The 25724-nt window shown below is 49.1% G+C and carries 13 protein-coding genes and 1 tRNA gene; 3 read left to right on the top strand and 11 right to left on the bottom strand.

Annotated features, from left to right (window positions below):
• Positions 1–136 precede the first annotated feature (136 nt).
• The 10 genes from FYJ53_RS08565 to FYJ53_RS08520 form a co-directional block, all read right to left on the bottom strand.
• Positions 137–1408, bottom strand: a complete 1272-nt coding sequence (locus FYJ53_RS08565; RefSeq protein ID WP_148430206.1) for a cytochrome c biogenesis protein/redoxin — start codon at positions 1406–1408, stop codon at positions 137–139.
• 785 nt (positions 1409–2193) lie between these two features.
• Positions 2194–2269, bottom strand: a tRNA-Val gene (locus FYJ53_RS08560).
• A gap of 56 nt (positions 2270–2325) precedes the next feature.
• Entirely contained in the window at positions 2326–2700 is a 375-nt protein-coding gene (locus FYJ53_RS08555; protein WP_154557263.1) for a hypothetical protein, read from the bottom strand.
• Positions 2701–2863: 163 nt separating this feature from the next.
• On the bottom strand, positions 2864–3472 hold the full coding sequence (locus FYJ53_RS08550) for a hypothetical protein (RefSeq protein ID WP_148430202.1): 609 nt from the start codon (positions 3470–3472) through the stop codon (positions 2864–2866).
• A gap of 178 nt (positions 3473–3650) precedes the next feature.
• A complete protein-coding gene (locus tag FYJ53_RS08545) occupies positions 3651–4241 on the bottom strand; it encodes a hypothetical protein (RefSeq protein ID WP_154557262.1) in 591 nt (196 codons plus the stop codon).
• A gap of 460 nt (positions 4242–4701) precedes the next feature.
• Positions 4702–5523: a response regulator gene (locus FYJ53_RS08540; RefSeq protein WP_070081207.1), complete on the bottom strand. Its 822-nt coding sequence runs from the start codon at positions 5521–5523 to the stop codon at positions 4702–4704.
• 9 nt (positions 5524–5532) lie between these two features.
• A complete protein-coding gene (locus FYJ53_RS08535; RefSeq protein WP_148430198.1) occupies positions 5533–7032 on the bottom strand; it encodes a sensor histidine kinase in 1500 nt (499 codons plus the stop codon).
• A gap of 1 nt (position 7033) precedes the next feature.
• The gene (locus FYJ53_RS08530; RefSeq protein WP_013382587.1) at positions 7034–8956 is read right to left on the bottom strand and encodes an EAL domain-containing protein; all 1923 of its coding nucleotides are present in this window, start codon (positions 8954–8956) and stop codon (positions 7034–7036) included.
• A 20-nt stretch (positions 8957–8976) separates the two neighbouring features.
• Positions 8977–9681: a GntR family transcriptional regulator gene (locus FYJ53_RS08525; protein ID WP_013382588.1), complete on the bottom strand. Its 705-nt coding sequence runs from the start codon at positions 9679–9681 to the stop codon at positions 8977–8979.
• A 6-nt stretch (positions 9682–9687) separates the two neighbouring features.
• Complete coding sequence (locus tag FYJ53_RS08520) at positions 9688–10320, bottom strand: B12-binding domain-containing protein (RefSeq protein WP_013382589.1); 633 nt, start codon at positions 10318–10320, stop codon at positions 9688–9690.
• 249 nt (positions 10321–10569) lie between these two features.
• Between FYJ53_RS08520 and FYJ53_RS08515 the strand changes: the two genes are divergently transcribed.
• The 3 genes from FYJ53_RS08515 to FYJ53_RS08505 all read left to right on the top strand — a co-directional run bounded on the left by FYJ53_RS08515 (position 10570) and on the right by FYJ53_RS08505 (position 14182).
• Positions 10570–12558, top strand: coding sequence for a fructose-bisphosphatase class III (locus FYJ53_RS08515; protein ID WP_041689951.1), 1989 nt, complete (start codon positions 10570–10572; stop codon positions 12556–12558).
• 224 nt (positions 12559–12782) lie between these two features.
• Complete coding sequence (locus FYJ53_RS08510; RefSeq protein ID WP_090410558.1) at positions 12783–13652, top strand: DegV family protein; 870 nt, start codon at positions 12783–12785, stop codon at positions 13650–13652.
• A 155-nt stretch (positions 13653–13807) separates the two neighbouring features.
• On the top strand, positions 13808–14182 hold the full coding sequence (locus FYJ53_RS08505) for a YegP family protein (protein ID WP_154557261.1): 375 nt from the start codon (positions 13808–13810) through the stop codon (positions 14180–14182).
• A gap of 178 nt (positions 14183–14360) precedes the next feature.
• On the opposite strand, the gene FYJ53_RS08500 is transcribed toward FYJ53_RS08505, so the two are convergent.
• Positions 14361–25523: a collagen binding domain-containing protein gene (locus tag FYJ53_RS08500; protein ID WP_154557260.1), complete on the bottom strand. Its 11163-nt coding sequence runs from the start codon at positions 25521–25523 to the stop codon at positions 14361–14363.
• Positions 25524–25724 lie beyond the last annotated feature (201 nt).

The raw sequence follows: 25724 nt of genomic DNA, 5'->3' as shown, positions 1-25724 counted from the left end.
GTTTTAGAATAAGCGTTAATTAAAGCATTACGCCCTTTAATAAATACCCAAAGTTATAAAAAATATCGATTTTCTCTATATTATTTCGCCCAGACTTAAAAAAGCCTGTATCTTTAAAGCGATACAGGCTTTTCATTTATTGTGCCATGGCCTGGTTAACAATGCTTTCCATCATGCTGGACGTCAGCATTCCCGGCACATAGCCTTTCACATAGCCATCTTTGTCAATCATAAAGGTTGTCGGGAAAGAACGGATGCCATAGGCCTGGAACACCGCGCCCGTACGGTCCATGAGTGCCGGATAGGTAAAGCCGTTGTCCGACATGAAATCCGCGATCTTTTCAGGCGACATATCATTATTGTTCGGCCCTTCCTCTGTATGGGGATTGGCAACGCTCAGCACCACCAGGTCTCCGGAGTTATCGCCGTATTTTTTATAAAGCGTCTCAATATCTGGCATTTCTTTCTGGCATGGGCCGCACCAGGTGGCAAAGAAATTAAGAAAAACCGTCTTTCCACGATATTTCGACAGCGTGTGCGTCACCCCATACTGGTCTGTAAGCGTGAAATCCGGAGCAAGTGTCTTTTTGGCGTTCTCCTCCGGCGTGTTTTCCGGTGTGGGCGACGGCACAGGCTCTGTGGTTACCGTCGGGCTTGGCTGCGGTGCGCTGCTCCCGGCTCCAGCCTGAGAGAGGTAGCCCGTGATCCCGTTCATCCATCCTGTAAACATCATGATCCCCATAATGATCATGAGCACACCCCCGGCCTTTACCGTGTAGCGGACCGCCTTCTGGTGCCGCCTGAAAAAATCCAGCAGGGTGCTGGTAAATAACCCCACCGCCATAAACGGCAGGACAAAGCCCAGCGTGTAAACCCCAATGAGGATGAAGCCCGACGCGAAGGATGACGAAGACGACGCCATGAGCAGCACACTGGCTAAAACCGGCCCCACGCAGGGCGTCCAGGCAAAGCTGAAGGTAAAGCCCAACACAAAAGCCAGCAGTGGATTCATAGCCAGCTTGTCCAAATTAAAGGGCAGGCGGTGCTCACGGTTTAAAAAGTCAAAATTAAAGACCCCCAGCTGAACCAGCCCAAATAAAATGATGATGACCCCGCCAATGCGCGCGAACAGCATCCGGTTGCCCGTAAAAAACTGCCCGGCCGCTGTGAATCCCACGCCCAGAATAAAAAATGTCGCGCTGATGCCAATGACAAAAAAGAGCGTGTTGATGAGAACCGTCCGCTTTTTATAATGAACCGTCCCGTCCGCGTCCACTGTCTTTGTTCCGCCTGCCAGGTAGCCGATGTACAAAGGCACCAGCGGCAGCACACAGGGCGAGAAAAAGCTGAGAATCCCCTGTAAAAATACCATAATGGCCGGAACACCGGCTCCTGTCGCAAATCCCATATGATTACCTCTTTTCTGTCGTGTAATATTTTATTTTCCCACAAAGTGTAATTTTAAACATTACAGTTTCTATTTTGTAATCATAAATGTTACAGATGGATTTGTCAAGAAGTTTAAGGAAAATAATTTAAACTTATTCATCGAAGTATCAGATGGACTGTAAACAAAAAGCCCCGGTCTAAAGATCGGAGTGATATGTACCCTCCTTACTGGTTTGTCCAGTAAAGAGGGTACATATCACATGCTGCCGGCATGCAGGGCTTTTATTTTTGTCCGTTACCGCCTTTTGGCTGAATCCCAATGGGCCCTCTTGGTATTCATTCGGCAGCTCCGGCTTCTGTTTTCCCCTTAACAGGCGTTCCAGTATATTTTCAAGCGCGCGCTTTCTTAAAAATACACGGTCTATATTCCAGGGGAGCACAGGTATCCTTTCTTTTAAAGCACAAAAGAAAGGATGGTTTTGAAGATTAATCATTGAAAGATAATGGCTTCAGGCAGCTGCCCTTTCCGGCCTTCTTTTTTCCTTCGTTTCAACGGGTTTGGCTGAAATCAGCGGTTTCGTTTTCGGACTGGATCATAAAGACAGAGCGGTTTTAGGCTGGAATTCCGGATTGATTACTTCTCGTTGATCTGTTTTAATCATACATCGCCTGCGATTTGCCTGCAAGTGCATTAAGAGCGCAATTTTGATGGAAGGCGCGCTGTGGCCGGGCAGGCATTTATTAGAAAAATTCTTAGAAACGGGCAATAAAAAAACGGCCGAAAGCCGTCAAGCGTTTAATTAATGGTGATCCCGATTGGGCTTGAACCAACGACCTCTACCATGTCAAGGTAGCGCTCTTCCAGCTGAGCTACGGGATCACTTTTTGAATGCTTGTCTATTATAACGAATTCCCAGCGGTTTGTAAAGTCTTTTTTTACTCTGCCTCGGAATTTTCCTGCGGGGTTGGTATTTCCGGGGATTCAGGGGTGGGGTCGGCGGGCGTTTCCGGGGTGGGCGCCGGAGCTGGGGTAACGGTGGGTTCCTCGGGTTCGGCGGTATCCGGAACAGCGGTTGTGGGCTCTGGTTCGGCGGCGGGCGTTTCCGGGGCGCTTGCGGCCTGGGGGGTGGCTGACGCGGCGACGGGTTCTGCTGCCGGGGTTGGGGTAGGGGCGGTTGTCCAGACACCGGTCTGGGCGGTGAAGGTGACTTCGGCGGTCAGGGTATCCCAGGCGCCGTAGGCAGGCTGAACCAGGCTGAAGAAAATCAGCCATGCGATCAAGCTGTTTATGATTTTCCATTTTCTGGTCATGTGAAGCACCACCCTTTTTCAAGTGGAAGGTTGAAGGTGGAAGGTGGAAAGTGACGAGGCAAACAGCGCTTCGCTGGTTTGCCCGGTCCTGGCACCTCCTGTTTCAATCTCCGAATTAATCTTATGATAACATCTTTTCCCTTTTTCTGCCTGAAGGTGTGTTTTAGCCCTTTATTTCGTCCATGGAGGGGCGTTTAAGCGGCGGGGCGGACGGTGGACGGTGTCTTGGGGTTTCTCCCCGCAGATAGCGTCCCTTTGGCGGTTTGACGTTCTTGGCTTTGACCCGCTGTTTAGGCTTCATGAGATCCTCCTCATCCTCGGGATATTTGTACGACAGCCATTTTTTGACCATGTGCTCCATCATGAGGATAAAGCCCCAGAGCAAAAACATGGTGAGCGCCGCCGGGCTTTGGAGAAACATGGCCACCCGGCCAAGGTACGGGATATGAAAAGCATAAGTGCCGACAATATCTTCCCGGTGGATTTCAAACTCGTCATACTGCCCTTCCTGATAGCCCTCCCCCTGTGTCATGTAACGGTCATAACCGTCGCTGGTATCAATGTAACGGAAATAGTGGGTGACAAAGACCTGCTGACCCTGAAGCTCTGCCTTGAAGGTGATGGGCGTGTTTTCCGGGATGGGGTCATCCTCGTCGATGGCATGGTCGATGACCAGCGAGCCCACCGGTAAGGTGGGGACCATGCTGTTGGTTAGGATGACGTAGGGTTTGTAGCCGAAGAATTTTGGGGCGTCGGTGGGGGATAGTTTCATGAATATCATATACAATAAGGAAAAAGAAAAAACTGAAATTATAAAAACATTCACCAAAATCTGGACAATTTTTACAAAAGTCTTTTTTTTATTTTTCCTTTTTTCACTCATATTTTCACCCTTTAAAAAAGATAGCGGAGAGTAGTTTCCTACACACCGCCATGAAATCTAAATAATTTTATTTTTGATATGCTGTACAAGTTACTTTCGTTGCTATCGTTTGTCCAGCTAAAGCTTTAGCTGCTTCATTTGTTAAAGCATTAACTTTTGCAGCATCAAATTTGGCAACAACTTCATATTGCATATCTTCCTCTAATTCATAAACGCCAGTTACTTCTGTTCCTCCAGTTGGTGTAATGTTCTTCGCTGATAAAGCAGTAGCATCCCTATCACCATCTTTCGGATGTTTATAAATTTCTACTTTAACATTATCTGACAAGGCATCTGTTGGTTCTAATTGCGCATATATTCCAGCTCCTTTCCCTTCTCCATTATTATCAGCATCTTTAAAAGTCGGAGTAAATGTCGCTGTCATTTCTGTAACTTCACCACTAGCCTTTTTCAAAGCGTTTTCCGGCACTAAAGTATTGTCTTTAAATGTTCCCTCATCACTTGTGACAGCTAAAGTTACTGGTGTTCCTGAAGTTGCAGTAAAAGTTGGCGTATTGTCGGCCGTCAACTTATCCCATGCCGCAAACGACCCAACAGCCACTGCCAGCATTGCTACTGTGGTAATTCCACTAATCCATAACGAAGTCTTCTTTTTCATTTCTAAATTCCTCCTGTATAAATACATCTAAATTTTTAATCATTGCTGCCTCTTGACAATGACTTATTCTTAATGATGGGTTTATTATACAATTGGAAACGCTACACTTCCGCTACTCCTTAAATCAATGGAGAATTGAGAATGGAAAATGGAGAATTAGTGGTCCCCTTTTTCTGTCGAAAAAGCGATTAAAAAGCGGCCTGCGGCCGCCATTCCATTCAAAATGCGCAGCATTTTGTTCCTGTAATTCTCCATTCTCCATTAACAAACATCTACCAAACACTTTCTCTCTTATGGCGAACGTTTTTTGACTACCTGAACTGTCCGAAGATTAAAACAATGCCCGGGTCGATTTCGGGAACGACTTCCACAGGTTGTCGTTCCCGCATGAGAGAGGGCATTTTTAATCCGCGGACAGCGCCAATTCTCCTCCACCTCCCCCTCTAACCATAAGCAACCGCTAATCTTCCCCCCGCTGTTTCTCTACCAGCTCCTGGATTTCCCAGATTTCGGGCACGCGTTCTTCGGCCCAGGAGTACTCAAACAGGTATTCGCCGGTGAAGGGGGATTTTGGCAGGATTTCGCCTTCTAACAGCTTGTAGTAGTCGCAGTAGACTTTATCCCGTTCGATATAGCACAGGCCGCGCCTCGTCTGGAAAATGCCCGGCGCGCCCGCCTCCTCAAAGGTGTGAGTGGCGATCATGACCGCCTTGCGGTAAAGCTTTTTGGTCTTTTCGTCAAAGAGCCGGTCCTCCCACAGCTTGTCGATGGCCTCCTCCATGGTGACCACGCCGCCCCGGTGATCCACACACAGGGCCACCAGCTCCTTGGCCTTCTGACTCTTAAAGATGAGCAGCTCCCCTCTGACAAAAATATCAAACCGGCCAAAGGTGCGGATAACCACATCGTTCTCCGGCTTCCGGGACGCTCTTTTGCCCACCTTGTCGATGACCGCCTGAACCCGCTCGGCCGAGAAGGGCTTGAGAATATAGCCCACTGCCTCCACGTCAAAGGCCTGCTGGGCGTAATTGTTATAGCCTGTCACAAAAACTGTCTGGATATCCGGTGCGGCCTCCTTCAGGTAACCGGCCAGCTCGATGCCTGTAAAGCCTGGCATCTCAATGTCCAGAAAGGCCAGATCAACCTTGTGGTCCCTCACAAAATCCAGCGCCTCCGAGGCGTTCTGGAAGGTGCCTGCCACCTCCACGCCCGCCATGTCCTCCAGGACGTATTCTAAGGCTTCGATGGCAAAGCTCTCGTCGTCTACGATGATCACTTTCATGTCCGTCTCCTATTCTTTCTTGGGAATCTTTATGCGCTGCACCGTGCCCTTGCCGGGCGCGCTTTCAATGGTCAGCACCGCGTCCAGCATGTGCGTGAGCTGAAAGCGGGCGTTATAAATGCCGCCGTCTTTTTTCTCCAACAGCTTATCCGTCTCAAAGCCCACGCCGTCGTCGGTGATGACGACCTCGTAATAGCCGGGGTGCTCCCGGGTAGACAGCGTGACTGTTCCGCCCTCTGGCTTGCGGCAGACGCCATGTTTGACGGCGTTTTCGACCAGGGGCTGTATGCACAGGGGCGGCACGCTGAAATCAGTGGCCTCAATGTCATACACGGCGTCGAAACGGTTCTTAAACCGGATTTTTTCAATGTCCACGTAGCACTGAACCGGCACCAGTGCTTTATCAAAGGGGACTGGCTGGTTAATCTTGACAAAGTCGAGGTTAGCGCGCAGGTAGTTGGAAAAGGTAAAGATCACCTTGTCGGCCAGCCTGGTATCCCGCCGGGCCAGCACCTGGATGGCCTGGAGGGTGTTGAACATGAAATGGGGCTGGAGCTGGCTGACCATCATGTCAGCACTTTTCTGCTCGATCTCCTTGTACAGGTTTGCGATACGGATCGCCTCTGCCTGCCGGATCTCGATGACCCGCTGGTAATAGATGTAGATCATGCACATGAGCAGCAGGCACAGGGTGGCCGGATACAGCATATACATGTCGGACGTGGACCAGCCTGACAGGTACATGGTGTCTGCGAACAGCCCCACCGTAATGGACGCGTAGCCCACGAGGGCTGGCCGGATGTGCGGAACTTTCTCCTCCACCAGACGGTACAGCCGGGCGTACATGTAGAGCAGAGGGTAAAACAGCCCAAGGCGGATATGCTGCTCCAGAAACAACGTCCGATTACTCTGAGACACCACAGCGATGGCGAACAGCACAACGGCGTACCAGGCGGCCAGGACAAGCACAGGCCTCAGCCTGATCCTGCCCCTTGTCTGTTCCTCTACGGTAAGGCACAGCAGAATACAGGCGTTGAGGGTGGAACCATAAAAGATAGTGGCCAGAGTGATGTTAAAGGGTGTGTCGAACAGTGCCTCGAGGGTGACAGCCATGTCCACGCTGAACATGCGCACGATCAGAAACACTACCGCCCCCAGTATGAGGTTTGAATAATTTTTGACCCGGCTGATCATAAGCACAAGCAGATAAACCAGGCAGAATACCAGCACAGCTGTGCTGAGAACAGAAATGGAAAAAATCTTTAAGGGCGAATAGCTGACGTCGTCCTTGAGATTGGTAAAAACAGAGGTGATATAAACCCCGGAGGGCAGGCTTTCCACACCCCCGTCCCCGATATTCATGGTGAGCTCGCTGTGGGTACGGGCGTTCTCGACCTGGCCGGTGAGCAGGCCGTGCAGGCCCATGCCCGCAATAAAGGCGAGCATGACAACCAGACAGATAAAATAGACGGTTTTTTCGGATGGTTTTGGAATGGGTTTCGCTGACATGTTACCTCCACGCCGTTTTTTTGACAAGGGCTGTGAATGCCGCCTCGGGCAGCGGCCTTGAAAAATAGTAGCCCTGGATATAGTCGCAGCCCAGCTCCCGCAGAATTTCGACCTCCTCGGCCACCTCCACGCCCTCGGCGATAACACGCATGCTCAGGCGGTGAATGAGGCTAATGATGGCCTCCACGGCTATTCTGGTTCTGGGTTCGCCGGTGAGGCGGTCCGTCAGGCTCTTATCCAGCTTGATGAGCTTAAAGGGCAGGTTGAGCATATTGGTGACGCCAGAGTAACCGATGCCGAAATCGTCCAGGGCAAAGGCGCAGCCATAATCGATGAGCCGTTCCATGGTGCTCCGGAGGGTGGACATAGAGGCAGCGGCCACGGTCTCGGTGATTTCGAATTTAAAGCGTCCGGGCGGCAGCTTGTAGTGCTCCATGACAGCGATGAGGTCATCGGCCAGGCTCTCCTGCATGCACTGCACCACAGAGAGGTTGACGCCAATGGTCTCAAAGCCTCCTTCGGTATAGGGATGGGCTGTCATAAACTGGCAGACCTTTTCAAACACAACGAGGCCGATGGAGACAATCATACCGTTTTCCTCGGCCATGGGGATAAACTCATCGGGCGGGATGAGGCCAAACTCAGGGTCGCGCATGCGCACCAGCGCTTCACAGGTGGCGAAGCGGCCCGTGGCAAGGCAGTAGATGGGCTGGTAGTGCACCTCAAAGCCATCCTTTTCGAGAGCGTAAGCGAGCATGGCGCGGATATGGTTCTTACGCCTGAATTTCTCGTTGAAGATTTCGCCGCCGCGCACCACGCCATTTTCCCGGTGCTTGGACTCCTGGATGGCAAAGTCGATGGCAGACACGATCTCGTCCACGGTTTCGGTGCCGCCTTTGCCCATTGGCACCACTCCCAGACTGCAGTTCAGGCTGTAGTCGATGCCCTGGAAATGCCAGGGCTTTTTAAACCGGTCCACGATGAGGTTCACAAGCCTGTCGGTGTTTTCTGCGCCGTTTGGCTCTGCGATGCAGAAAACATCGCCGTCAAAACGGTAGACCCGGCCCGTAGGAGCCAGCCCCTTCAGGAATCCGGCGACCTCCTTGAGCAGGCGGTCACAGGTCTTGACACCGAAAACCTCGTTGGCGAACTTGAAATCCCGCAGGGCAAGGGCAATGATATCCCCCTTTTTCCCGTTCTTCAGGTGCATCTCGATCATCTGCAGAAAAACCTGCCGTTTAAAGGTTCCGGTAAGCTCGTCACTGACCATGCTGTTGCTCTGGGTGGAGAGGTGTACCAGCAGGATACAGCAGGTGCAGGCCACGCCGGTGAGGATATAGCCTGTAAACACAAACTGGAGCAGGATGGCCGCCAGCGACAGCACCATAAAGGCGCAGAGGGCAGCAAAGACAGACTTTGATATTTTCTTCCGGTTATAGATGGCGATGACCGCAGCGCACAGGATATAGGAAATGGAGCTCACATGGGTAAAGGGGTTGCCGATGCCCCGGGCATAGCCGTTTTCAAGATCCAGTGTGAAATAAAAATGCGTCAGCGGGTTGGACAGCGCCAGCACAAGGTAAATGAAATACATCGAAAAAGCCAGGATAACCAGGGCTCTCTTGTGCCAGAACTCCTGGTAAATGATGGAGATCACATAGAGCAGCACCATCATAGGCATACTGGGCAAAAAAATCAGGTACAGGTTGTTGAAGAAAACAGCCAGCCCGAAATTGGCGGGCGTCAGGTGCTCTAACAGCAGAGTAGCCACAATGTTCGTAAGAATAAAGGCCATTGAAATGACAAGGGTCGCGCCGTAAATACGGTTCTGCCAGGTGGGAACCCGTGGCCCTCTGAAATAGTAGACCATGATGATCCCGATGATTAACGCTGAATAGATTTCAAATTCCAAATGCCATGTCATTTCTTTTACCTCATAAATTTTCAGATTACCGTTTCAGCGTCGATTGAGAAATAGTCTTTTCGGATATAAAATTCATTGTAGCTGATGGGCATGCCGTCCTCCACGGACAGAATGCACTGGGAGATGAGGAATACGCTCTCCTCCCTCGGGATTTTGAGATACCCCCGCACCTCGTGGGAGGGCTGTACGATCTCGATGTGCAGCTTTTTCTTGAGCTGGAACTGGAGCTTGGACTTTTCCATGATGCCGTGGAAATTGGCAAAATTGATGACATCCTCCACGATGGGATTTCCTTTCTGGTATGGCAGATAGATGTTGCTGTACTGCACCACGTCCCTGCCCATGTAAAAGGCCTTCTGGACACGTATAACCTTGTCGAAGGACCCTACCTTGAGCTCGCGCATGAGCCGGCGCCCCGGCGACACAACGCCCACCTTGATGAGCTTGACCTCGTCGATCTGGCCCTTGAGGCTGTCCACCTCATCGAAATAAAACTGGTAATGGTTGGAGGTGGGCTCACAGACAAAATTGCCCTTGCCCGGAATGGTGTAGATATAATTTTCATTGACGAGCAGCGCCAGGCTTTTGCGCAGGGTGGTACGGCTGACGTCATAAAACTCTGACAGCTCATGCTCCGACGGCAGGATGTCTCCGGGCTTCATCTCGCCCTTTTCGATTTTTCCTTTTATGTCATTTACAATATCGAGATATAAAATTTTACGCATGGTTTCTTACTCCTGGGTAAGCCATTCTCTGCAGATAGAGACGCCCTCGATGGCGTCGCTGGAAAAACCATCGGCGCCCACATATTTGGCGTATTCCTTGCCCGCGATGGCGCCGCCCAGAATGATTTTGATATGATCCCGGAGGCCGGCCGCTGTGATGGCGTCCACCACCACCCGGATGTTTTCCACCACGGAGGTCAGAATCCCGCTGATGCCAAGTATCTGGGGCTTTTCTTTCCGGATGGCCTGGATAAATTCCTCTGTGGGGACATCAGTGCCCAGGTCGATGACCTCAAGCCCCTCGGAGTGCAGCATGCTGACAAAAATGTTTTTGCCCACATCGTGGATATCGTCAAACACAGTGCCCACCACGATCTTGCCCGCTGGGGCCTGCCGGCTTGAGCGCTCGGACTCCATGCCGGATATTTTGAGCAGGCTGGACACCAGCTCGCCGGCCATGATGAGGTCCGCGATGTAATATTCGCCCTTTTCGTAGCGGTTGGCCACGCGCTGAAGGGCAAAGTTGAGGTCGTTGGATATTTCCTTCGGGTTTCTCCCTGATGCGAGCAGGGATTTCACCTGGCGGATGGCCAGGGGCTCGTCGATATTTTCTACCGCTTCGATTAATTTTTTCTCCATGATAACTCCGTCCACAATCAATCTATTTTAGTAAAAATCATACCACAAAAACCAGTCTGTGACAATCGTTTAACCAGCGGATTTACGGCATTTATTTGTTTTTCTTTAGTCAACCTTTCGTTAAAGAATTGTCAAGGAATTCTTCTTTATTCTATTGGAATTTTAATGAAAAAAGCGTATAATGGGTATATACATTGCAAAGGTTCCCAGAAATATTGTGAAAATACAGAGAATTTTAAGGAGCATTCTATGGAAAACTTTACAAAAGCCGAGCTTGAAAAAAACAAAAAATATCTGGAGCTGCTGTCCGGCAGCTTTCCAAACATCACCACCGCTGTGGGCGAGGTGGTAAACCTGACGGCAATTTTAAACCTGCCTAAGAGCACAGAGCACTTCCTGACCGATATCCACGGCGAGCACGAGGCCTTTAACCACGTGATGCAGAACGCCTCGGGCGCCATCCGCCGCAAAGTCATGGACGAGCTGGGCAGCACAGTCAGCCTTGAAGACCTGGAAGAGCTGACTACGCTCATCTATTACCCCAGCGAAAAGCTGGACCTCATTAAAAAGGAAAAGAAAGGCCCTTACCTGGACAACTGGTATGAGCTCACCATTTATCGCCTGGTCAAGGTCTGCCGGGCCGCTGCCTCCAAATACACCCGTTCTAAGGTGCGCAAGGCCCTGCCCAAGGATTTCGCCTATGTGATGGAGGAGCTTTTGCAGGAGGATGAGCACCGTTTCAACAAAAAGGAATACTATAACCAGATTATCGCCAGCCTGGTGGAATACGGCCGGGCCGAACACTTTATCATTGAGATTTCCGGGGTCATCAAGCGCCTGACCACCGACCATCTCCACATCATCGGGGACATCTTTGACCGTGGTCCTGGGCCGGACGTGGTTATGGACACCCTCATGAAGCACCATTCCCTGGATATGCAGTGGGGCAACCACGATATTCTGTGGATGGGCGCTGCCGCGGGCAGCGCGGCCTGTATCGCCAATGTGGTGCGTATCGCTCTGCGCTACGCCAACATGGACGCCCTGGAAACCGGCTACGGCATCAACCTGCTGCCTCTGGCCACCTTTGCAAACCGCGTGTACCGCGAAGACCCGTGCCAGCAGTTCACCCCCAAGGTGAGCCCGGACGACATCGAGACCGACGCGGAAATCCTGCTCATGACCCGCATGCACAAGGCCATCAGCATGATCCAGTTTAAGCTGGAGGACCAGCTGATCTCCCGCCACCCCGAATATGAGATGGACGACCGCCTGCTGCTGCGCAAAATCAGCGAGGACAACAAGACCGTCGAGGTGGACGGCGTGGTCTATGAGCTCAATGACACCAACTTCCCTACCCTTGACCATGAAAAGCCCTGGGAACTGAGCGAGGAAGAACAGATTGTGGTGGATAAGCTGTGCTACACCTTCCGCCACAGCGAAAAGCTCCAGAAGCACATCCGCTTCATGTACGCCAAGGGCAGCATGTACCTGGTGTACAACAACAACCTGCTGTTCCATGCCTGCGTACTGCTGAACGAGGACGGCACCTTTAAGGTTAAGAAGATCAACAACAAATACTATTCTGGCCGCTCCCTCATGGACAAATACGACCAGATGGCCCGCGAGGCCTATTTCGGCGACATTGAGGAATGCCCGAACAAGTCGGACTTCCTGTGGTACCTTTGGTGCAACAAGGACTCCCCGCTTTTCGGAAAGGATAAGATGGCGACCTTTGAGCGGTATTTCATCGACGATAAAACCCCGCATAAGGAGCGCTACACCCCGTTCTACACCAGGATCGACGACAATGAGAGCATTGCGGTTATGATCCTCAAGGAGTTCGGCGTGGACCCGGTGGAAGGCCACCTGATCAACGGCCATGTGCCTGTAAAAGCCGGCTCGGGCGAGAGCCCCATCCGCGCCAACGGCAAGCAGCTGGTCATCGACGGCGGCTTTGCCAAAGCCTACCAGAAAACCACCGGCATCGCCGGCTATACCCTGACCTACAACTCCTACGGCCTCACCCTCATCAGCCACCGGCCCTTTGAATCGGTCGATATGGCCATCCGCGAGGGCGTGGACATCAAATCCACCCGCCAGGTGGTAGAAACTACTCTGGAGCGCAAACGCGTCAAGGACACCGACATCGGCAAGAGCATCCAGGCTCAGGTACACGATCTTGAAATGCTGATCTCGGCTTACCGGAAAGGGATTATTAAGGAGAAATCTTATTAAAAGAAACGGGCTCTGCCCGTTTTTTAATTGGAAGGTGGAAGTTTTAAGCAAATGTGCTCCGTACATTTGCTTAGACGCGGCCTGTCGGCTGCAGATTCAATCGTTTTGTATCAGCAAAACGTTCTACAACCTTCCACCTTCCACCTATTGCTAAAACCCTTTCCTTGTGATAAACTAAAACTACTATTAATCACTAATACTTCAATACAATCGGAGGGGAAAACATGAGCTTTGAAATTGTAACAGATTCTTCCTGTAACCTGCCAGAGGACATCATTGACCGCTACGGTCTGCATATCCTGTCCTTACGTTTTTTAGTCGGGGGAAAAGAATACTACAGCTATACCAAAGGTGAGATCACCGATCTGGCCCAGTTCTATACCATGATGCGCAACAAGGAGGAAATCACGACCTCTCAGATCAGCAGCGATACCTGTACCAAGCTTTTTGAAAGCCTGCTCCAGGACGGCAAGGATGTCCTGTACATCGGTTTCTCCTCCGCCCTCAGCGGCACTTACCAGGTCGGTTACCTGGCTTTGGAGGAACTGAAAAAGAAATATCCTGAGCGCAAGATTTACGCGGTGGATACCCTGGGCGCTTCTCTGGGTGAAGGGCTTCTCGTCTACCATGCCGCAAACCTGCGGGAGGCCGGCGAGAGCATTGAAGCGGTCAACGGCTGGCTTCTGGAAAACCGCCTGCACCTCTGCCACTGGTTTACTGTGGACGACCTGTTCTTCCTGCAGCGCGGGGGACGCGTCTCGGGCACCGTGGCTATTTTCGGCACGCTCTTAAACGTCAAACCCGTCATGCACATGGACAACGAAGGCCGCCTGATTTTTGTGACCAAGGTGCGCGGCCGCAAGCGCTCTCTGGACGCTTTGGTGGAACGGCTGGACCAGACGGCCATCAACCCTTCTGAGCAGTCCATTTTCATCACCCACGGCGACTGCCTGGAGGACGCCCAGTACGTGGCCAAAAAGATCGAGGAAAAATACCATCCCAAGGAAATTGTCATCAACTGGGTGGACCCGGTCATCGGCGCACACTCCGGCCCCGGCACGGTGGCCCTGTTCTTTTTGGGGACAGAACGATAAGGTTTTACCCCGCCCGCTGACACAGCCGGGCGGGTTTCTTTTTTACCAAACCTGTCCCCTTTCTACTGAAAACGTTCATCACCTCTCCCGCTCCTGTGGTATACTTAAATTAAACATTTGTTTCGTTTAAAAATAGAGCCCAGGAGGTTTTTGCTATGGGAAAATTTGTTGTCAAGCCGGTCAAATCTGGTTATACCTTTCATCTGAAAGCCCGAAATGGCGAGGTAATCGCGACGTCTGAGGTGTACGCAAGCCTGACCACGTACAAGCACGGGGTGGAATCTGTCAAGAAAAATGCAGAGGCTGCGCATCTGGAAGACCAGACCGCCAAGGAGCCTGTGCCCGCCAAAAATCCAAAGTTTGAGCTGTACCTGGATAAGGGCGGTAAATACCGCTTTCACCTGAAGGCCAGCAACGGCGAGATCATCGCTGTGTCTGCCGCTTACAAAGAAAAAGGCAGCTGCCTGAAGGGCATTGATTCCGTCAGACGCAACGCCCCCGAGGCCGAAGTCATCATTGAAGAAGCCTGATCCTTACCTTTCATATATTTTATAAGACGCCCCCGGATAAGCCTATCCGGGGGCGTTTTTCTCCCCTCTGCTTATCGCTGAAGAGAACGGGAATTCGTACCTTTTTTCCAAAATTTTTTCAAAAAAACAAGGGAGGCATGTACTGCTTCCCTTGTTTTTATTTGCTTGCTTGGCTTTCTTACCAGCGTTTTCTTCTCCAGACGACAATGCTGCAGACCAGGAGCGCTGCGACACTGAGCAGTGCCAGTACGCCCCAGAAGGTGGCCGGGCTGACCGAGCCGGCAATGCCGGTGGCTGCACCGTTGTTTGCATCTGGATGATCGGAGGATGATGTCTGCGGCTTATCGGGTACATCTGGTGTCCCGGTTTCAGCCACTGGTTTATCCTGCATTCGGACGATGTTGCCTTCGCAGGTCTTGCCGCCCACGGCCACAGTGCCGTCGGGCATCAGAGTAAAGGTGATTTCCTCTGCCACCTCATAGCCATCCGGCGCGGTGATTTCCCGTAAGACATAGGTGCCTGCCGGCAATCCCTCGATTTTCTTCATCTCCTTGCCCGATGTCCAGCTCAGGCTTTCACCTGTGATGGTCTTTGCCACTATTTCGTTTCCGTCCTCGTCGCGGGCAATGCTGCCATCCCCGGCAGTCTCGTAGACGGCCAGGACTGCACCTGGCAGCTCGTCGGTGCCGTTGATGGTGGTCTTGCTGATGAAGAAAGAGGTGAGTTCATTTTTCAAAACCACCTGCTCTGTAAGATTTTCTCCTGGGCCGACACCCTGTTCTGGCGTCCTGACGGTAAAGTCAACGGGCGCTGCAAGCTTGTAGCCTGAAGGCGCTTCTATCTCTTCGAGCCGGTAGTCTTTTCCTATTTTCATGAGTTTGACAAAGGTTTCTGGCTGTTCGCCGGATACCCATTCGGCAGGCTGTCCATCTGCCTGGGTAAGCGGTATGTAGACACCACTCCCGTCCTTGACGGTAATACGCAGTCTGGCGCCTGCCAGCAAGTTTGCGTTCATATCTGTCTTGGATATTTCTGCCACAATGGATGGTTCCAGCCAGACGATCTCACCTGTCTCGGGATCCACGGTAGCGGTTGGCGGGCTGTTGGGGTCGCTTGGGTCTGCCAGTCCGAGGTCAATGCTCTCAATGACAGGCTCACCCGCTTCATTAATGCCAAATTTGATGTTTACAGGCTTTTCAGATACATGGCTGCCTTCGGGGGCTTTGAGCTCGCGGATAGAGTATTCCACACCCATGAGCACGCCTTCGAAACGGAGATAGCCGTCCTGGCCGGTTGTCGCCTCAGCGATTTGCTGCCATTCACTCTCGTCTTCTGTTTCCGCAGCGCTTTCTGTGCCAAAGAAGCTGAAAGATCGTGCCTGTGCTGGCAACGCTTTGGCTGCTTTTTTGAATAAACCGTAGGTAGAGCCCGGCAGCACTTCATCTGGTTTCTGCTCATTGACCTTTTTCAGAACAATATCGGTGGTGACAGCCGCGTCCACGACGTGGTTATCCGCTACCTTTGTATCGTCCAGATTGGCCAGTCCATCAAAATGTCCATCGCTGTCCACAACGGCCTTGTAGACCGTCGTATCCAGCATGTAATGCTGTGGTGCTGTTATTTCCTTGACGTACCAGGTTCCCCGGGCAACGCCGGTAAAGACAACCTTGCAGCCATCACCAGGATTGCCGCTGACGGCAGTGTATACCGGTTCCGCGGCACATTCGGGATCTTTGTACAGGCCGTAGACAGCGCCTTCAAGAGGCGCGTGCTGCGGGTCGCCCGCACAGGTTTCGGTGATGATGCCGCGTTTGTGGAATACCACCTGAGACAGGGCATTCACCCGGCTGACGGTCACCTTCTGGCTTGCGCCGCGGCTCAGGGTGACTTTGGTCACGTCTGCCGATACCGCGTAGGGATCAGGAGCCGCTGTCTCCACAATGGTGTAGCTGCCCATGGGCACATCGGCAAAGACAAGCTGTCCATTATCGCCGGTGATCTGGGTCTGGATAACCTCGCCCGCTTCGTTTTTCAGTTCAAAAGTCACGCCTGACAGCGGACCGTTGTCATTCCCCTTCTTGTTCAGAGTGATGACACCCGCGTCAGCGTTGACAACCTGGGTGACAGTCTCGTCGTTATTTTTCAGGGTGCAGGTTCCATCATTATCCACTACTGCTTTAAACTCGGTGGGGTTCAGGAGATAGTCATCCCCCGGACGTTTGGTTTCTTTGACGGTATAGGTCCTGCCCTTGTCCAGATACAGGAAGGTGACCATGCCGTCCTTGTCAGAGGCGGCCTTTGCCTTTTCCGTACCGCTGTCGTACAGAGTAAATTCTGCGTCTGGCAGACCCGCGCCGGTGGTGTCAACTTTCTTGAAAGTCAGCTTGGTGGGGTCATTGGTAAAGGCAATGTTTTTGTCTTTTTCGCCTGTTTTTAAGGTTATATTTTGTGTCACCGGACTTAAAACATAACCGCTGAGGGTCTTTGTTTCTTGAACGCCATATTCGGTATCCATAAGCAGGTTGTCAAACACCAGTTCACCATTTTCATCGGTCACGCCGGTTTTTATCTTGATGTCATTGCCCTTGCTGTCTTTTTTCGTCAGTGTAAATTCAATGCCCTTGATGGGTTTGCTGCTAAAGGAATCGGTTTTGCTGATGGTGATGCTGCCGCGGACGGCTTCGTTGGTGATTTCGCTGACCGCTTTATCTGCTTCCTGACTGCCCGCCACGGCGTGCAGCCCGTCGCATTTTCCATCTTTGTCGATCACAGTCTGATAGACCGTGCTGTCCGCTGTATAGTTAGCCGGGGCGGTGATTTCCTTCACGTAGTAAGTACCCACGTAGATGTCATTGAAGGTAACTGTGCCGTTGGGGCCGCTGGCCGCAGTGATGGCCTTGCCGTTGGCGTCTTTGACAGCTGTTTCAGCCTTGGCATCCATATACAGTCCAAAAACTGCGCCGGACAGCTCTGCCTTAGCGTGTAAATCATTTTCGTCATTCGTGCCGTGTTTGATAAAGGTGATGTTGCCCTGGTTCAGGGTGTTGGCAAAGGACAGGCTGACCTTGTCACCTGACAGGGCAGCAAAGCCTTTAACCGCGTCTGCGTTGGTGATGGTTACCTTACCATCCGTGTCCACCGTGAAGGTCACCGGCGTTTGCTGAAGCTGGTAAGCTTCCGGCGCGGTGGTTTCTTTCAGGGTGTATTCATTGCCAGCGATGAGCAGGGCGGACAGATCTGCCTGCGCGTTTTGTGTCAAATCGATAGCGTGTGCTCTGCTTCCGTCTGCCAGGTCACCGGTAAGCTCAAATTTTGCGCCTTTAAGGGGTTTATTTCCGTTGTTGGCGTCAGTTTTCTGTAAGCTCAGGGTGATGGGCTGATCTTTGAAGTTCAACGTCAGGCCATTGTTCACCACCGTTGCCGGAATATCTGATGTGTCATGTGCAATGCTGATGGTGCCAGCGGTGGACATGGTGATCTTCACCTCATCAGTTTCCAGCTTGTAGCCGTCGGCCGGTCGGGTTTCCCTGAGTGTGTAGGTCTGACCTGCGGTCAGCAGGCCTTTGAGGCTGTATGCCTCTTTATCTTTTGTCTGGATTGTCTTTACTTTTTCTCCATCTGCGAAATCGCCGGTCAGGCTGAATTCCGCGCCGCCGCCGATGGCTGTGCCATCCGCGTTGGTTTTCTGGAGGAATACTTCATTCTGTGTGTTTTTCAGGACGATGGTTTCATTGCCATTTTCAAGCGCCGCGTGAGCCGGGGTGTCTGTGAGGGCTACCTTGCCCGCGTCATTGACTGTAAAGACAATTGGTTCAGCCAGTTCGTAGCCTTTTGGCGCGGTGGTTTCTGTCAGGGTGTAGGTTTCGCCGGCGATCAGCTGTCCAGACAGCGTTTCTGTGAGATTTGCTGGTGTGACTTCAATCTCAGTTATCTCTTTATCGGCAAAAGTTCCGGTTACCTTAAATACCGCACCTTCTAATTTCTCCTTACTTTCAGCATCAATTTTCTTAAGGCCGATTTCGATGGGCTGGTCTTTTACAGTGATGGTTGAGTTTTCTGTCACACTTACGTGATCTCCACCTTCTGTTACAGTGATAACGCCCTTTTCGTTCATCGTGATCTTAACCGGGGCGGCTTTTTCGTAGCCGTCCGGGGCTTTGGTCTCGGTGAGGGTATAGGTCTTGCCCGCAACAAGTGTTTTGGTAATATTTGACCAGGTGCTGGCAAACGTTGTATTATCCGGTGTTTTCCAGATAACCTTGTTGTTGTCGCTGTCATCCGTCAGTTGGAAGGCCGCGCCGTTGACGAGTGTTTCGTCGGTGGCATCTGCTTTCTTGAGTGTGAAGGTGCTCTGAGCGTTGCTGATGGTAGTCGCTGCACTCTGTACTGCACCAAAGTTTACCTGACCTGCTTCAATGGTAAATTCAAGCGGGACGCTGCTGATGATATAACCTGTCGGAGGGGTAATTTCTACCAGCTTGTAGCTACCCCAAGGCAGATTCGTGATTTTCAGCTCTCCGATGTTTCCTTCTGTTTCAGACTGCATTGGATCAACATCATCATAGACATAGGTCCTCCCGGTTGTTCCAGTCAATATAGGTGTTGTTGCCTTGTCCTTATATAAAGCAAATACCGCATCATTTAATTTCGTATTACTGTCTTTTGCGTCTACCTTGGTGATGGTCATGGAACCTGGGAGACGGTCATTGGCGATGCCTTTGTTGTTTTCAAAATTCCCACTCAATACATTCCAATTTGTTGTCTCATTAAGTTTTACTGTCTTATTATAATGGGTGTCGTCAATCTCAAAAGTCGCTTTAAACGCGCTGTCTGAACTATAGCCTTCTGCTCTTACTTCTTCCAGCAAGTACTTGCCTTTTTTCAAAAGCTGTGCGGTGACCTCGCCCTTATCATCTGTAACGACGATTCCGCCTCTACCCGCTTCTTCGACGAGTTCTGTATAGGTGCTTCCACCATCTGTTGAGCGTGTGAGTTTAAAGGTAACGCCCTGTATCCCGGATTCATCTGTAGTGTCTGTAGTGTCGTATTTTTTGAACGCTATTTTTGTCATGAATCTGGTGTTCGTCATGGTACTTTTCACAGGTGTACTGGTTTCAGCATAGTGATTTTGATCTGTAATTTCAAATGCCACCAGATTATTGTTATTGGTGTCGTCATAAACCAAGCCGTCAGTTGGCTGTTCTAAGAAATAATACTTGCCTGTCCAAAGGCCTGCGCTTAACGCTTTCTTTGTTTCCTCATTAGTAACGCTGTTAAGCTTGCTAGTGTCGATGACGCCGTCATCGTCGGTTGTCAGGTTTTCGGCGATCAGGGTATCCGTTGTCGGTTTATTCAGATCGGGCGCATCGCCTGTACATTTGTACAGGCTAAATGGAATACCGGATGCATCTGCTCCCTGTACGCCAGTCACCGTTTTAATCAGCTTGGCCTGACCGTAGACACGGGTGTTTTCGACATTGCCAAGCTTGTAAACTCCCTCTTTTAATTCAGGACTGGATGTCTTATCGGTTCCTTTCAGGTTGTTTACTTTTCCATCTTTGTCCACGTTAAAGGTGATTTCCCTCGCATCGCCTACTATATCCGCCGGCCGATCTGTTTCTACCAGCTTGTAATCTCCGTAGACAAGGCCACTGATAGTCAGGATACCATCGGCATTGCTTTCATCTGTAACCGCCGTATTCGAATCAGTACCATAATATGGATGGTAAGCCGATCCAGTTGGGTTCAGCACAAAACTTTCGGGTTTATTATCCGCTTCTTTTTCAGCTTTACGCTGAACGGCGAAAGTTACACCTTCAAGGGGCAAACCGTTCTGGTCTTTTTTGGTCAGCTGGATATTGGCTTTTTTTAGGGTATTGGCAACATCAGCCATTGTATAAGCAAATGATTCTACGCCGCCAGTGGTCGTCACACTCAAGTCTGATTTTTTAATCTCAATAGCTTGTATTGGCTCAGCGCCTTCCGCTCCGGATTTTTCCACAAGTTTATAATCCGCGTAAGGGATATCATTAAACTGGACGAGTCCGTTATCGCCGGAATCCGCTTCAAATACCATTTCATCGCCGGTTGTCTGGGCAGTCCCGTTGACGATTCTCTGCAACTGGAAGGTGATGCCCTTGAGGCTTCTTCCATCATCGCTTTTTTTGGTGAACTGGATGGTGCCTTTGACGGGGTCGTTGGTGATGGTATAAACACCATTACTGTCTGATGCCAGTGCCTGTGAGCTTGCAGCTTTTTCTTTTATTTCGGTAATTGTCCCCGTACCGGCAGAATCAGCCGCTACTTTCACATCATAAGATTTCAGTAATCCATAACCATCTGCATCCCCTGTCCTTCCGTCGATCTGTTTTTCTTCCAATGTGTAATTACCGATCTGAATGTTGTCAAAAACTGCGATACCATCATCACTGGTAGTCCTGACCTGCTCTGTTACCGTCTCACTGTATTGGTTTTGACCATTTAAGGTAAACTTGACATTTTCCATCAGGTCGCCGGCATCATCGGTTTTTTTGATCTTAAGTGACGTGGTACGAAGCTCATTAACCGCGTTTATTTCCGTGCTATAGGTCGTATCTCCAACAGCTACATTGGGTTTGTCGACGTTCACTGTCAATGGTTTATACTGATCACCTTGTTCGCTGACTTCAATGAGCTGGTATTTGCCGTAGGGCACATCAGTTAATGCAATTTTTCCGCTATTGTCAGTGGTCGCGTAATATTTACCATTTTCTTCTGTCAAACTCGATCCGTTGATTTTTATTTCAGTCTGCCAGGCGATAAAATTATCGTCGTTATTGCTTTTTACATAGACCACTTGGAATTTCTTCCCAAAAACCGGAGTACTGCTACTGTCATTTTGGGTCTTTGTCAGCGTTACGGTCCCTTTGATTCTGGTGTTTTCTACCGCATCTGCCACTTTATAACTAAAGTTTTTATTATCTGTAATGATCAGTGTGTTTGCTTCAATCCTAATGGGCAAGCTGGTGTCTGTTACCTGATACCCCGCTGGCGCGCTGATTTCTTTGACGGTATATCCATCTGGGGTGTATGGCACATTACTGAATGTTACTTTGCCACTGCCATCGGAAGTTGCTTCTTTAATTTTAGCACTTTCATCTGTTGAGCCACCTTTATATAAGCCAAACTTAGCGCCTTCTAATTTAAAACTCGTAGTCTGCGCGTCTTTTTTGGTCAACTCAATACTTCCCGAAACATAGGTGTTTGAAATTTTAGTGTTAGTATCCACCGTACTTCCATCCATGGTGACGGTCCCGCCGGCGTTTACAACTATCTTATGCTCTTTATTTGAGATTTTATACTCTTTCGGTGCCTCGGTTTCCTTGAGCGTGTACTCACCGGGGTCTAATTCCGTGAATGTCACCTTACCACTCGCATCGCTGGTGGCTGTTTTAACGTCATTTAAAATATTATTCTCTATATTGTCCCACTTCTGGTCATTGCGCTTCAGCGTAAACTTGACGCCTTTCAAACCCGCAGACGATGAATCTGCTCCTGTTTTGGTAAAAGACAGCTCGCCCGTCGGGGTGTTCTTCCATTTTTCGGACTGAATGATGGTGTATTTTCCGTATTGAATTACCTGTGGTGTAACCTCTATTCCTGTACCAGCTTCAATTTCTTTAAGCATTCTCTTTCCTGCTGTTACTTTACCCGTATTATCAAACTGAAAATACTTGATCTCCGCTGTGTCTTTCGAATATCCTGGTGCTCCTGTTGTTTCTTCCAGCTTATAGACCACATCTTTTTTAAGCGGTATAAAGCTGGCGTAACCGGTCTTTCCTGTTTTGGCTGTCTTTGATTCGCCTTTGATGTACGCATCTTTGCTTCCATTTATCTCATAAGATGTTAATGTGAAGGTCGCTCCCTCCACCTTGATGTCTTCACCATTCTTACTGCTCTTGAGCACCTGTATAAAAGGCACATTTCGGATTTTGGCGTACTGGTCCATATTGTAGCCGCCGTCATAATCCCCGGATGCATCAATATTGTCATTACCTGTACTTCCGGAATTTGGCGCGAGCTGCACCGCGTTAGTGACGGTAGAGCCTGCCTCTACATTGTCAAGGATAAAAGTTTCAAATTCCAGCATTAAGGTTTTCTTTTTATATGAATCAGGAATTTTCAACGAAAAGCTCTGGTCCTTGATAGAATTTTTTAATTCATTCCACCAGATGCTGCCATCTGCGTCCTTGATTTCCTCTTTCTTACTGATACCGCCCTGTGCATTCAGGGTTACCGCATAGAGCTTAAACCCGTCACGCTCTCCGTAAATAGACATCAAATCTTTTGGGGCAGCTTTACTCAAATCCTCATTGAGTGCCATATTGCCCATATCCACCTGATTTTCGTTGATCATGACAGTCCATTTCAGACGTCCGTTATTTAAAAGCTCGCTGCTCTTTTGCAGCGCCTTATTCTGTATTTCTTCGTTGGCCGATGAATCTGCCTTGATGTCAACCTTCTTTGTGCCGGATGGATCTGTGACCTTTCCTTTAAGTACAACATTATTGACAAAGGTAAGACCTTTATTATTGTTTTCTCCTGATTTTAGATAGTCTTCATCTATCTGTGTGCTAAAATACAGGGTGTATTTCCCTACGTTTCCTGTTTTTCCATTATCCATGGTGGTTTCAGGCAGAGTAAAAGTAACGACTTCCTTATCTGTATCGTTATTGTTGCGTGTGATTTTATCCCAGTAAATGGTTTCATCCTGGTTATTTTTACCCTTAATTTTTACGGATTTACTATTATTGTCAACATCGCTGACCACCTGCTTTTCACCATCGTTATAAGAAATCCCGTTCAGTTTATAAAAACTGGTATGCAGCGGGAGGGTATCCTCTAATTGCCCATCAACAATCGGCAGATGGTTGGGGTCAATTTCAACCTTCCAGTTAATCAGATGATCAGAATTTGAATAGTCATAATCGCCATCGGTCACTTTGGTGACGAGGGTATTGTCAATATTTTTTTCACCACTGATCTCTTTATCAACGGGTGTCGAACCCGCTGTTGCCTTTATCTGAGCGCTGTTACTGACTGTTGGCTGTCCCTGCTGGGACAGGACATCTGGGTTCACCACTTTGGTTGAGAAATTAAACGTAAAGTAGTTTCCCGTATCTATTTTTGAACAGTAGATAACGAACTGGCCTGTATTATTATCATAGGTATAATACACACCATCTGCATTGGCATGATCTTTGGGAATTTCGGTTTCCTGGCTGTTTCCGTCTTTTGTATATTTCAGCGAGGTGGTATCCAGCGCCAGAACATCTGGTGACAAAGTATCGATTATGGACAAATCTGTAATCGGCACATTGCTGTAACGGTTGGTCGTAAAGCTCCAGTCCATGATCTGGGTGGCCGGGTCATAATTTTCCGCCTTTTTGCTGACCAAATCAAAAGTTGTTGTTGGATTTTTTTCAATATTGACATTAAAATTAAAATCATCATAACCGATGCCCTCGCCATAGATGACGCGTTTCCAGATCAGATTGGCGACATTGCCAAGTCCCAGTTCCCCTGGATCTTTTTTGCTTAATTCATCTAAGTACGCATCCTCAGTCATATTTTCTGGAATTGCAAGATCTGTCAGATAATTGATCTTAATTTTCTGATTTGTATACTGGTCGTAGGGAAGCAGCAATACCTGACGTGCTGTTCCTGATGGCTGCTCTATGTAGGTGTAATAGTAAGCCTTGTCGGCGCCGTATTTTGTTTTTATATTATCAAGCTTTGTTTTTAACTCATCATTATACTTAGTATTTTCCAGATCACCGTAGAGTATTTTTAGGCTTTCTTCGGTCACTTCTACCAGATTGCCATTCCCTACAGAATATTTTTTCTGCTGCACTTGGCTGCTTTCATTTAAGGAATAGATGGTAAAGCCTTCTTCCAGATTATAGACCTGTTTTGTGGCATCCATCGAGTCGATAAACCATGCGTTGACAAATTTTGAGAAGCTGGTATCAATATTGACATCCCATTTCATCTGAAGTCCATTCTCAGGATTCTGCTCGCTTTCCTTCGAGAAAAAGGACAAGTCCATGGTCGTACTGGCTGGTTGTGAGGTTTCTAACGGCTCTCCGTTTTTTTCTTTTTTTAACGCTGCGGTGTTCTCAGCCTGAAATGTCCAGTTTTTATTTAAGCTGTTTGTTAAATACTCCTGATATTTATCTTTATTTAACTGCATCCGGATCGTGTAGACCGCTTTAGCGACCGCTTTTCCGGTTTCAGGTATCTGCGAATAAAGCTGCCCATTCTCAACCGTATATTTTCCTATATTAGCGCCCGCTTGATTAGGATCGCCAGTCAGGTTTACCTCTTGGATGGTGTTGTCCCCAAAAGTATAAGTCACTTTGGAAAAATAATGCTTCGGCGTTTCTGTTGATTCCGCAACTTCCATATCTGTCGGCAGCTTGTCAACCAGCCAGAAACCATTGAGCTTGTCCTCACCTTCTTTAGGAATCGCTGGGATTTCTGCGGTAATGGTATAGTCGATATAAGGCTTATCCGCTGTTGGCGCTGCTTCTTTATTAATCTTAAATTTTTGATCCTCTGGATCAATCGGTTTGGGCGATTGATTCTGCTGCACTGTAATCGAATGAGCAGAATCATTCCAGTTCACCTCAGCTCTGTCCGCATCGCCAATCGCACTTTCCGTCAAATCAAGCTTCATGGAGAAGCCTGCTGCCACATCAACCCAGGTAGGATTGTACATAATATTATTATCAAAAACCGCCTGTAAAATATAACTGCCTTTGGCATCATCCCACTGACAGGTATAATGGCCGATTTCCATACCATCTATTGTTGTAATGGGTGTTTTATCCCCATCAGACGGCAGCGGCTGAAGCGATCCTTTTTCAAAGTTCTTCCCAAGGTCACAGGTGAAAGTGATCGGCGTTATGGTCTGTGTTTCAAGCCATCCATCATATTGAGTAATATCATCCGGAATCTCTGGAAGTTGATTAAAAACAGCGGTTAAGTAATTGTCATCAAATTTGAAATCAAACCCGATATTAACCGTTGGGTTCTCCTTTGTATAGCCTGCTTTATTATCAGGAAAGCGCACCTTGCTGACAAAAGGCTGGTGTTTTCCCTCAATCTTTGTAGACTCTACAGTAGGATTTGAAATACCGCTTCCATAATTAATTGTCTGCCAGGCCGTGGTATCTGGTATCTCCCCTTCTGCCAACGCCACACTCCCCGGGCTGAACCCAATCATCTGGAATGTCATGCAAAAAACCAAAACAAAGGCCAGAAGCCTTGTTCTCAAACTTTTTTTACTCTTCTCTCTCATTTTTCTACCTTTTTTATTTCTCTATTGTATTTGTGGCAAGCGCCAATTCGCCACTATTGATTACCTTTATAATAAGTCTATCAAAATCGAAATTCCTTTTCACTTTTTTTACCGATACAGTCTTTTTATTACTGAATTTGCATGTTTAAAATCCAAGTCTTTTCAGAAAACGGACAGACTATGGTTCTGTAAAGTCTCTCT

It is taken from the genome of Eubacterium sp. BL-380-WT-2B, from assembly GCF_009696115.1.
GTDB lineage: Bacteria > Bacillota > Clostridia > Eubacteriales > Eubacteriaceae > Eubacterium > Eubacterium callanderi.
This window is presented reverse-complemented; position numbering and strand designations above follow the sequence as displayed.